The organism is Stenotrophomonas sp., assembly GCF_036662295.1.
Lineage (GTDB): Bacteria > Pseudomonadota > Gammaproteobacteria > Xanthomonadales > Xanthomonadaceae > Stenotrophomonas.
In genome coordinates, this window is record NZ_JAVWXA010000129.1 from 1 (window position 1) to 10,263 (window position 10,263).

The 10,263-nt window shown below is 69.0% G+C and carries 9 protein-coding genes; 4 read left to right on the forward strand and 5 right to left on the reverse strand.

The genetic code is table 11. From position 1 onward, the window contains the following. Window positions 1–104 precede the first annotated feature (104 nt). From RSA25_RS17465 to RSA25_RS17475, 3 genes are all read right to left on the reverse strand, one after another. Window positions 105–1,757: a phosphoethanolamine--lipid A transferase gene (locus tag RSA25_RS17465; protein WP_332810102.1), complete on the reverse strand. Its 1,653-nt coding sequence runs from the start codon at window positions 1,755–1,757 to the stop codon at window positions 105–107. Then, window positions 1,754–2,527 carry a phosphatase PAP2 family protein gene (locus tag RSA25_RS17470; RefSeq protein WP_332810103.1) on the reverse strand — a complete coding sequence of 258 codons (774 nt, stop codon included), beginning with the start codon at window positions 2,525–2,527 and terminating at the stop codon, window positions 1,754–1,756. Before RSA25_RS17470 ends, RSA25_RS17465 begins: the two co-directional genes overlap by 4 nt. A 111-nt stretch (window positions 2,528–2,638) precedes the next feature. Next, entirely contained in the window at window positions 2,639–4,291 is a 1,653-nt protein-coding gene (locus tag RSA25_RS17475; protein WP_332810109.1) for a glycosyltransferase family 39 protein, read from the reverse strand. A gap of 190 nt (window positions 4,292–4,481) precedes the next feature. Here RSA25_RS17475 and RSA25_RS17480 point away from each other — a divergent pair, with 190 nt between their 5' ends. The 4 genes from RSA25_RS17480 (at window position 4,482) to RSA25_RS17495 (ending at window position 9,194) form a co-directional block, all read left to right on the forward strand. Next, entirely contained in the window at window positions 4,482–5,183 is a 702-nt protein-coding gene (locus tag RSA25_RS17480) for a response regulator transcription factor (RefSeq protein ID WP_332810104.1), read from the forward strand. After that, a complete protein-coding gene (locus RSA25_RS17485) occupies window positions 5,170–6,480 on the forward strand; it encodes a HAMP domain-containing sensor histidine kinase (RefSeq protein ID WP_332810105.1) in 1,311 nt (436 codons plus the stop codon). Before RSA25_RS17480 ends, RSA25_RS17485 begins: the two co-directional genes overlap by 14 nt. A 109-nt stretch (window positions 6,481–6,589) precedes the next feature. After that, on the forward strand, window positions 6,590–7,840 hold the full coding sequence (locus RSA25_RS17490) for a DUF819 family protein (RefSeq protein WP_332810106.1): 1,251 nt from the start codon (window positions 6,590–6,592) through the stop codon (window positions 7,838–7,840). Window positions 7,841–8,054: 214 nt separating this feature from the next. Then, window positions 8,055–9,194: a DUF3103 family protein gene (locus tag RSA25_RS17495; protein WP_332810107.1), complete on the forward strand. Its 1,140-nt coding sequence runs from the start codon at window positions 8,055–8,057 to the stop codon at window positions 9,192–9,194. A 398-nt stretch (window positions 9,195–9,592) separates the two neighbouring features. Here the strand turns inward: RSA25_RS17495 and RSA25_RS17500 are convergent, their stop codons facing one another. Together RSA25_RS17500 and RSA25_RS17505 are read right to left on the reverse strand one after the other, a co-directional pair. After that, window positions 9,593–9,817, reverse strand: coding sequence for a CstA-like transporter-associated (seleno)protein (locus tag RSA25_RS17500; protein WP_256775765.1), 225 nt, complete (start codon window positions 9,815–9,817; stop codon window positions 9,593–9,595). Next, the coding region (locus RSA25_RS17505) for a carbon starvation CstA 5TM domain-containing protein (protein ID WP_332810108.1) at window positions 9,817–10,263 on the reverse strand (447 nt) is incomplete at its 5' end. The genes RSA25_RS17500 and RSA25_RS17505, both read right to left, overlap by 1 nt.

A 10,263-nucleotide genomic window follows, 5' to 3' on the forward strand; every position in this document is an offset into this window, starting at 1 on the left:
AAACCCCCCACCCCAACCCAATACGTAAGAATGCGTAGCCGGAAACCCCCCACCCCAACCCAACACGTAACATCGCGTAGCCGGAAACCCGCTTCGGCGCTCCCTCAACGTTCGCACCCAGCGAAGAGGTCCCGGTCGCGCTCGTAAAGGCTGGTTTTCACCTGCATCAGCCCCAGCACCGACGGGAACAGGTTGTCGTGGTCGGTGTAGGCGCTCGCGCGCTGGCGCACGCAGGCCAGGTTGAGCCCGCGGCTGGCGACGAAGGTCGGGGAGAACCACATTGTCATCGGCACGCGCGTCTGTTCCTGCGGGGCGATCGCGTAGGGCACCCCGTGCAGGAACAGCCCCTTTTCGCCCAGTGATTCACCGTGGTCGGACAGGTAGATCATCGCCGTGTCGTAGTCGTCCATGCCCTTCAGCGTCCCGATCGTGCGGCTCAGCAGGTGGTCGGTGTACAGCAGCGCGTTGTCGTAACTGTTGGTGATCTCCTCGCGGCTGCACTTGCCCAGGTCGGCGGTGTCGCAGGTCGCGGTGAAGTGGCGGAAGCGCGGCGGGTAGCGCTCGAAATAGCTTGGGCCGTGGTTGCCCAACTGGTGCAGGACCACCACCCGGTCGCCCGGCTTGGCGCGGACCTGGCTGGCCAGGTCGTCGATCAGGATCTCGTCCATGCAGCGCCCATTCGCGCACAGCTGCGGTTGCCTGGCATCGTCCAGTGCCTGCATCTCAAGGCCTTCGCACACGCCCTTGCAGCCGGACTGGTTGTCGCGCCACAACGTGGCGATCCCCGCATGCTCCAGCACGTGCAGCAGCGACTGGTGCGCACGGATCTTCTTCTCGTCGTAGTCGTGGCGCCCGTAAGGCGAGAACAGGCAGGGCAGGGACACCTCGGTACTGGTGCCGCAGGCATGCATGTCGGGGAAGTTGATCACCCCGGCCTGCGCCAGCTCGGGCGTGGTCTGCCGGGCGTAGCCGTTGAGGCCCCAGTTCTGCGCGCGCGCGGTTTCGCCCATCACGATCACCAGCAGCCTTGGGCGGCTGCCCGCCGCGCGCGGTGTTGCCTTCGCATCGGTGCCGATCGGCAGCTTCGGTGCGCGCTGGATCGGGTTGTCACCGCGCAGCGCCTTGGGCAGGCCCAGCAGGATGTTGCCCGGCGTGGCCAGGTACCGTACCTCGCGCTGGTTGCGCATCAGCGCCGACATCTCCTGGAAGGACAGCATCGCCCCGCCCAGCGCCACCAGCAGTGAGAGCAGCAGGAAGCCGCCGCGCCACGCCAGCGCCTTGCCCCAGCTGCGCTTCACCAGCTGCACCCGCCACAGCACCAGCATCGGCAGCAGCGCCAGCAACACCAGCGGGGCGATCAACGCCGGGGTCATCAGCTCGCCGCTTTCCTTGTGGTCGGTGGCCAGCACGTTACGCAGCATGTCCGCATCCAGGTAGATGTGGTAACTGCCCATGTAGTGCGCGGCCATCGCCGTGCCCAGCAACAGCACGCCGATCACGGCCTTGGCATTCCAGCGCCACACCAGCAGCCCCATCAGCAGGCAATGCGCGCCCACCAGGAACAGGAACAGCGAGGTGGCAAAGCGCAGGCTGCCCGGGTGGGTGGCCATCGCGCTGTGCCAGAACAGGCCGTTGCAGGCCACCGCGAAGAACACGCTGGTGAGGGCGATCAACCGCTCGGTGGTCAGCTGGGGGCGCCAGTGGCGCAGCCGCGCCAGCTCCGCCACGCGCGATGGGGACGATACCGATGCATTCATGCCGCTTCTCCCTGTGGCAACGCGCGACGGGCGGTCAGGGCCCGCACCTGCAACGGTTGGATCACCCCGTACAACGCCAGCGCGATCAGCCAGCAGGTCGCCAGCGTCCACAGGTCATGCGAGGCGAAGTGCGCGCCGCGTAGTTGCTGGGCAAGCCCGAACACACCGCCGGCAACCAGGCCGACGGCCAGGCCGCGCCAGCGCCATGCCGGGCGCACCATCAGCGCGAAGAAATACAGGCCCACCCAGGCAAAGCCCGCGCTGGAGTGGCCGGCCGGGAAACAGATGCCACGCGACATGTCGTGCGGTCGTGAAGAAAACAGCCCCACGAACTCGCGCAGCCCGCCATAGCGGGTCAGGTCCCAGGGACAGTCCATGTTGGTCAGCGACTTCAGCAGCGAGACCGCGCCGGTGCCCAGCCCCACGGCCAGCACCAGGTACAGCATCGGCCAGCGCCATGCGGCCGCGCGTTTGCTGCGCCAGGCGTGGGTGCACAACAGGATCGCGACCAACGCGGCCAGCGTGCTGGCCCACTTGCCGCCCTTGTGTACCAGGTGACTGGTGACCCACGCGTTCTGCAGGGCCCAGTGGTGGCCTTCAAGCCGATAGAACTGGTCGGCGAGCCACTGGTCGCCCTGCAGCCCCATCAGTACGCCGCTGGCAGCCAGGGTGGCCAGCAGCGGCAGCCACAGGTGGCGCTGCAGGAAATGCGGGCCGCTGGCACGGGCCAGCGGGGAAGCGAGAACGGGGAAGGCGGGCGCTGAAGGCATGGGCAGGACGTCGGGCCGGTTGATCCGCGGCCATGGTCGTCAGCGCTGTGTCGGAGAGCGGTCGGAGCGGTGTTTGCGCCAGGTTAATCCGGCGCAACGGATCGCCGCGGTTCAGTCCTGCTCCTCGTCCGAGGCCGCATCACGCGCCAGGTGGGCGTCGCAATCGGCCCGCCAGGCGCTGCCCGGCACCAGTTGCCAGCGGTTGCGGTTGCTGCTGCCGATGTCCACCACCTGGGCGCGATCCACGCACGGGCTCATGGCCTGGTCCAGCACCAGCAGCCAGCGCGCGTGCGGCGCGTGCTGCAGCCATGGCCCGGCCTGCCGCCATTGCTGGTCCCATGGCCGCTTGAAGCCGAACTCGGTGACCGGGCGGTCGGCCTGCAGCAGGTTCTGCTCACGCCAGGCCAGCAGCGCCAGCTGGGCATCGGGGCCGATCCGCTGGCCCACCCGCTGCATGAGCGCCGAGGCGGAGCTGTACGGGTCCAGCGCCGGCATCAGGCCCCAGCCGTACAGGTTCCAGAGCAGGCACGCGCTGAGCACCACCAGCACGCCGGCGCGGCGCTGGCGCAGCCAGATCACCAGGCCGGCCAGCACCAGCCCGAAGCCCAGCAGCCAGCTACCCAGCGGGGTCAGCAGGTCATCGGGCATGGCCCGGCGCGCCAGCTGCGCATGCGCCCATGGGCTGCCGCCCAGCAGGTGGACGCTGATCCACAGCGCGGCGATCGCCAGCACGCTCACGTAGGCCAGCAGCAGCCAGCGCGTGCCGGCGCGGCGCAGCAGGCCGGGCAGCAGCGGGGCGGCGGCCACGCACAGCAGCGGCAGCATCGGGAAGATGTACACCTCGCGCTTGCCCGGGCTGGCCGTGAAGAACAGCAGCACCAGCAGCGCCCAGCCCAGCAGCAGCCAATAGCGCCCGTCCAGCCGCTTCAGCCGCCGCCACCATGCCGGCAGCAGCGCCGGCAGCAGCAGGCTGCCGGGCAGCCACAGCGTGGCCATCACCTGTAGGTAGTACCAGGATGGCTTCACGTGGTGCCAGGCATTGGCGTAACGCGTGCCGGTCTGCTTGAACAGCAGCTCGCGCGCGTACTGCTGCAGGGCCGGGTCGGCGTGCTGCAACAGCGCGATGCCCAGCGGCGCCAGCCACACGGCCGTGCCCAGCAGGAACGCCGGCAGCAGCCACCACAGGGCCGGGCCACGGCCACGCAGGCCATCGTCCACCGCGCGCATGCGCCAGCGCCACAGTGCCCACGGCAGCAGCACCAGCAGGGGCAGGAAGCCCACGCCCTTGGTCACCGTGCCCAGCCCGGCGGCAAACCCGGCGATCCACAACGCGCGCCGGTTCGGTGCCTCCAGCAGGTGCCGCAGCAGGCCCCACATGGCCAGCGTGGTCAGCCCCACCAGCACCATGTCGATCTGGGCGCGCTTGGCCATCAGCCCGAACTGCAGGCAGCTGGCCAGCGCCAGTACCGCCCACATGCCCACCCGCCGGCCCCACAGCCGCCGCGCGAGGTCCCCACTGAGCCACAACGTGGCCAGCGCGGCCAGCAGCGAGGGCAGCAGGAAGGCCAGCGTCCAGTTGCCCAGCAGCTGGTGGCTGGCGGCCTGCATCCACATGAACACCGGCGGCTTTTCGGCATACAGTTCGCTGCCCCGGTGCGGCAGCAGCCATTGGCCGCTCTCCACCATCGCCCGCGCGGCCAGCACGAAACGCGGCTCGTCCGGCGGCGAGGGCTGGCGCAGGCCGATCCCGGCCAACAACGCCATCACGATGGCCAGGCAGGCCAGCACTCGCCAACGATGGCGGCTCCACACGGCATCAGGCACGTTCAGCCCCTCCAGCAAAACCGCCACTGTCCCCCCGACAGCGTAGGAAAACCGTCGGAAATCGCTCATTGCGACCGGATTCCGACATCGGTGCCGCTACCATGCGCACATCCGTTCACGAGAGTCTGCCATGCGGCTCCTGGTCATAGAAGACAACCGCCAGCTGGTCGCCAACCTTTTCGAGTATTTCGAATCGCGCGGCCACGTGCTCGACGTGGCCCCCGACGGCATCACCGGCCTGCACCTGGCGGCGAGCCACGCCTATGACGCGTTGATCCTGGACTGGATGCTGCCGCGCATGGAAGGCCCGGAAGTGCTGCGCCGGCTGCGGGCCGACCACGGCTCGGAAGTGCCGGTGATCATGCTCACCGCGCGCGATGAGCTGCCCGACAAGATCGCCGGCTTCCGCGCCGGTGCCGACGACTACCTCACCAAGCCCTTCGCGCTGCCCGAGCTGGAAGTGCGGCTGGAGGCGCTGTGGGTGCGCGCGCACGGCCGCAGCCCGCGCAAGGTGCTGGAAGTGGCCGACCTGCGCCTGGACCTGGCCACGCTGGAGGCCCAGCGCGATGGCAAGGCCCTGCACCTGTACCCGGCGTGCCGCAAGCTGCTGGAAGTGCTGATGCGCGCCAGCCCCGGCGCGGTCACCCGCCAGCAGCTGGAGTTCGCGCTGTGGGGTGATGAGCCGCCCGATGGCGACCTGCTGCGCTCGCACGTCTACGAACTGCGCCGCAGCGTGGATGGGCCGTTCCAGCAGAAGCTCATCCATACCCTGCCACGGGTCGGGTACCGCCTGGGCGTCACCGCCGCCGATGCCGTCGATGCGACCGCGTAAGCCGGCCCCGCTGCACCGGCGGCTGGTGTGGTGGCTGCTCGGCTACCTCGGGCTGATTTCGCTGGCGGTGTTCAGCGTGGGCAACTACGTGCACGAACATGCCGAACATTCGGCGTGGCGGGCGTTGCTCAATTCCGAGCTGGACAGCATCGTCAACCACATCGAGCACGAGCCGCACTACCGCTGGCAGGACTCGGACACCCTGCGCCTGTTCAAGGTGGACGGCAGCGCCAGCACGCCGGCGGTGCTGGCCGGGCTGCACCCGGGGCTGCACGACGGGGTGGTGATCAACGACCGTGCCAGTGCGGTGATGGTGCGCGACACCGAGCGACAGGGCCGGCTGGCGCTGGTGCTGGACATCAACGACTTCCACGAGCTGGAGGAGTTCGCCACGCGCTGGGTGATGCTGGCCGGGGTGGTGATGATCCTGGTGACGGTGGTGATGGCCTCCTTCGGCGTGGGCCGGCTGGTGCGCCCGCTGCGCTCGCTGGCCGCGCGCATCGACGTGCTCAAGCCCGGCGTGCCCGGGCAGCGCGTGGAGGTCGATCCGCGCGGCAGCTCGGAGCTGTACGTGATCGCCGATGCGGTCAACGACTACCTGGCCCGCAACGAACAGTTCGTCGAGCGCGAACGGGTGTTCGTCAGCACCGCCAGCCACGAACTGCGCACGCCGATCGCGGTGATCACCGGTGCCGCCGAGCTGGCGCTGGAGCAGCCGGGCCTGCCCGAGCGCGCGCGCCAGCAGATCCAGCGCGTGCACCGCACCGCCCAGGGCGTGGAGCAGCTGATCCAGCTGCTGCTGGTGCTGGCGCGCGAACCGGCGCGGCTGCTCGCGCTGGGCGAGCGCATCGCGCTGGACGAGCTGGTGCCGGACATCATCGAAGACCACCGTCACCTGATGGGCGACAAGGACCTGCGCATCACCGTGGACGGCCTGGCGCACGTGGCCATCGTGGCGCCGCCGGCGGTGGTGCAGGCGGCGATCGGCAACCTGCTGCGCAACGCCATCGAAAACAGCGGGCGCGGCACCATCCACATCGCCGTGTCCGAGCGCGCCGTGGTGACCCTGCAGGATCCCGGCCACGGCATGACCCCGGAGGAAATCGCCGCGGTGTACGCCCGCCTGGCACGCGGGCACCGCAACGAACAGAGCGGGATCGGCCTGGAACTGATCGCCAAGTTGTGCGAGCACCTGGGCTGGGCGCTGCAGATCGAGACCTGCCAGCCACGTGGCACGCGCGTGATCCTGGACATGAGCGCGTCGCTGCCCGGTGGTGGCGAGGCTGCGCTGACGTAATCGGTACGCGCTGCGCTGCACCGTGGCGCAGCGTGAAGATGGTGTTAACCTCTGGATTGCGCCGCTCCATGCGGCGCTTTTTTTTCTTCGATCGACAGAGGATGGCAAGATGCCGACCGAAACCAGTACCGCCCTGATCACCAACGACATCGTCGGCCTCGGCCTGATCGCCGCCACGCTCGCGCTGATTTTCTGGGCCGCCAGCGGCCCCACGCCCCTGCTGAAAAAGATCTTCGCCTGGGTGCCGGCGCTGCTGCTGTGCTACTTCATCCCGGCCATCTACAACACCGCCGGCCTCATCGACGGCCACAACACCTCGCTCTACAACCCCATCGCACGCGACGTGCTGCTGCCGGCCGCGCTGGTGCTGCTCACGCTCTCCATCGACCTCAAGGGCGTGCTGAAGCTGGGCCCCAGGCTGCTGGTGATGTTCTGCGCGGGCACGCTGGGCATCATCCTCGGGGCGATCGTCTCCTTCCAGGCCATGTCGTGGATCCACCCGGCCACCGTCGCCGGCGACACCTGGAAGGGCATGGCCGCGCTGGCCGGCAGCTGGATCGGTGGCGGCGCCAACATGGTGGCGATGCGCGAGGTGTTCGGCACCGATGCCACCACCTTCGGCCAGTTCGCGGTGGTCGACGTGGCCTGCGCCAGCCTCTGGATGGCGGTGCTGCTGTTCCTGGCCAACCGCGCCCAGCAGATCGACGCGCACAACGGCGCCGACACCCGCGCCATCGATGAGATGAAGGCGAAGATCTCGGCCTACGAAGCGCAGAACGCGCGCATCCCGACGCTGACCGACCTGATGGTGATCGTCGGCGTGGCGCTGGGTGGGGTCGGGCTGGCGCACGCCATCGCCGCACCGCTCAGCGGCTGGTTCAAGGCCAACGTGAGCTGGGCCAGCCAGTTCAGCCTGGACAGCGCCTTCGTCTGGGTGGTGCTGCTGTCCACCGTGCTGGGCCTGGGCCTGAGCTTCACCCGCGCCCGCCGGCTGGAGTCGGCCGGCGCATCGCGGCTGGGCACGCTGTTCCTGTATTTCCTGATCGCCTGCATCGGCATGCAGATGGACCTGTTGTCGCTGCTGGACCGCCCGTGGCTGTTCGCACTCGGCGCGATCTGGATGCTGACCCACATCCTGGTGCTGTGGATCGCGGCCAAGCTGCTGCGCGCGCCGCTGTTCTTCTTCGCGATCGGCTCGCAGGGCAATATCGGCGCGGCGGCGTCGGCACCGGTGGTGGCCGCGGCCTTCCATCCCTCGCTGGCACCGGTCGGGGTGCTGCTGGGCACCGTGGGCTATGCCACCGGCACCGGCCTGGCCTATGTGACCGGCCTGATCCTGAAATGGATGGCCGGGGCCTGATCCGACGGGGCAGGGCACCGGGGGTAGAGAGAACCCATCGCCGGCGGGCATGACCGCCGGAATGGCCATCGGTGCATGTCCCGGAGTGTGGCGTGGGTACCAGACCTTGGCGGCCGAGCCCTCGTAAGGTGCGACCGATGCGCCGCCGTGGGGAGGGATGGACCCCGGCCGGCAGTCTCCGCCGATGGCAATCGGTCTCCCGACAGGATGTTGCATGACACCGCAGACCTTCTTCCGTTGTTTCGCCGGCGCGCTGCTGATGGTGGCCAGCGCGGCCGTTTCCGCCCAGGCCGTGCACGCCGACCGTGCCGACGTGCCGATGCTCACCGACGCCAGCGCGCGCGAAGTGGCCGCGCTGATTGCCCAGCCCGGCTTCGCCGAGGGCGTGACCGGCGCACTGGCCACGCATCCGGACCGGGGCGTGCCGCTGTCGCGGCTGATGGCCCGTTTCGATCCGCAGGCACGCACCCAGGCCACCCGCACGCTGGCGGCCACCGAGCGCCAGGTGCGCCTGCGCAAGGGGCTGCCGGCCGACGGGGCCGACCTGCTGCAGGTCCGCGCCTACGTGCCGGCCGGGGCGTCGCTGGGCGATGTGCCCGCGTCCGCGCTGTGGGTGGCCACGCTGCCGCGGGGTGACGACCGGCAGTGGACCACCCTGACCGCCTACGATGCCAGCGGCCGCAGCCACCTGCTGGACGCGCGCGTGCCACCGGCGTTCCCGGTGCTGATCGTGGACGTGGATACGCGTACCGCGATGGAGGCGGGCCTGCAGGTGGTCAATGCCGGGCTGGTGGCGCGCGGGCTGCAATCGCCCGAGCGCATCCGGCTGGCGGCCAACGGCAGCGCCTCGCTGGACCTCACGCGGCTGGACCGCATCCGCCTGGCCGACGACCAGGAACCGTGGGCACTGGGGGCGGCGGAGGTGTTCGCGGTGGTGTCCGGGCTGCAGGTGGGGGCGGCGGCACCGGAGATGGTGACCGTCACGCTGCCCTACCTGGACCACGACAACACCGACTACAGCCCGGGCCAACCGTTGGTGGTGTGGGGCAACTACCGGTTCGACACGGCCAACGTGCAGTTGTTCGAGGATGATGGCGATACCAATTACCAGGACCTGCTGGTCGCGCTCACCGACGGGGTCAAGCTGGCGCTGGGTGCATTCGCCCCCGAGTACGCGGTGATCGCCGATATCGCCGGGGCCATCCTCAAGGCGATGCCCACCACCTGGTTCGGCAACGACACCGACTATCTGGACAGCTTCTATCTCCTGCAGCGGGGCCAGGCCTACACCGATCGCATGGGCGCGGCCAACAATGCCAAGGTCACGCTCAGCCCGGTGACATTGACCGAGTAAACCCACGCGGGCGCGTTGCCGTACCGCCCCGAAAAGACCGGTAGTGCCGGCCGCTGGCCGGCATCCCACCCCGCGCGACAAAGCCGGCACTCGCGGGGGTTTCATGCGCCGTAACGGCAGCCCCCACAGACGGGCGAAGAACCTTTTTTTTGCTTCTTCGCCCGTCTGTGGGGGCCGTTGCCGGTTATAAATTCCTAGCGAGTGCCCGCTTGATCGCGCGGGGTGGGGCTGTGCGAGTTCGCGGGACACGCTGCAAGTCCCGCTCCGCGGCCCGGCCCGCGCGACAAGGCATGCACGCGCGTGCTTCAGCAAAGCCTTTACCCCGCAGATGGGCGAAGAACCAAAAAAAAGGCGGCGCTTTCGCGCCGCCGTTCCAGTCTTCATCGTGCCATGCCGCCTCAGCAGCAGCGCCCCCCATTCCTGCCGCCGTACCGCGCCTCCTGGCGCTCACGGAAGAAGGTCTTGTAGTCCATCGGCACGCGGTCGGGATGGTTTTCCAGCACGTGGCGCACGTAGTTGTCGTAGTCCGGGATGCCACAGCACAGGCGGGCGGTCTGCACCAGGCGCCGCCATAGCCGGCGGTGCGCCTGGTACTGCCCGACCGGGACCAGTTCGGTACTCATCACAGGTCCGCCATCTGGTGCGGCTGCAGCGCCACGTACGGGGTTTCCTTGTCCGTGCGCTGCGGGGTGCGGCGGGCCACCACGATCGTCTTGATCGCATAGGCCAGGATCGAGAAGACCACGAACAGGAACAGCACGGTCAGGCCGGTGTTGACGTAGGCGTTGACCACGATCTGGTGCATCTGGTCCAGGCTCTTGGCCGGGGCGGTGATGGTCCCGGTGGCGATCGCGTCCTGGAACTTGTGCGCCTGCGCCAGGAAGCCCTGGGCCGGGTTCTTGTCGAAGATCTTGATCAGGCCCGCATAGGTGGTGCAGATCAGCAGCCACACCGCCGGCACGGCGGTGACCCAGGCAAAGCGGTCACGCTTCATCTTGAACAGCACCACGGTGCCGAGCATCAGCGCGATACCGGCCAGCATCTGGTTGGAGATGCCGAACAGCGGCCA